Below are 774 nucleotides of genomic sequence, written 5' to 3' on the forward strand. Positions count from 1 at the left end.
GGATCGCATCGCTGGCCGGCGGCCCCCAGTGGCTGACGCTGCCGCTGGAAATCGCGGCACTGGTCATTGCCGCGTGGACGTTCGTTCCTTCCACCCTCCGGCGCCTGGCGAAGGGCAAAATCGGGGTCGGCACGCTGATGACGATCGCCGCCGCCGGCGCGGTAGCCCTCGGGCAGTACGAGGAAGCGGCCATGCTGGCCTTCCTTTACGCGATCTCCGAAGGCCTCGAGGAGTACTCGATGGCGAAAACCCGCCGTGGCCTGCGAGCCCTGCTGGACCTTGTCCCGGCGGAGGCGACCGTCCTGCGCGGCGGCATAGAAATCACCGTCCCCCCGGCAGAACTCACCCCCGGAGACCGGATGGTTGTCCGGCCCGGCGAACGTCTGGCAACTGACGGCAGGATCATCACCGGCCGCACGTCCCTGGACACCTCGGCGCTTACCGGCGAATCCGTCCCGGTCGAGGCCGGGCCGGGAAGCGAGGTCTTTGCCGGGTCGATTAACGGCACCGGTCCGCTCGAGGTTGAAGTGACCAGCACCGCGGAGAACAACTCGCTGGCCAGGATCGTGTACATCGTGGAGGCCGAGCAGTCCCGCAAGGGCCCGGGCCAGCGCCTGGCCGACTCCATCGCCAGCAAGCTCGTCCCGGGCATCCTGATCGCCGCGGTCCTGATCATTGTCTTCGGCTTCATCGTCGGGGAACCGCTGCTGTGGTTTGAACGCGCTCTCGTCGTCCTGGTCGCCGCCTCGCCCTGCGCTCTGGCCATCTCCGTTC

Annotated in this window: 1 protein-coding gene; it reads left to right on the forward strand. The window is 68.0% G+C overall.

The genetic code is table 11. The annotated features are described in order from the left end of the window. The coding region (locus tag HGG74_RS20960; RefSeq protein ID WP_168489477.1) for an HAD-IC family P-type ATPase at nt 1-774 on the forward strand (774 nt) is incomplete at both ends.

The organism is Arthrobacter mobilis, from assembly GCF_012395835.1.
GTDB lineage: Bacteria > Actinomycetota > Actinomycetes > Actinomycetales > Micrococcaceae > Crystallibacter > Crystallibacter mobilis.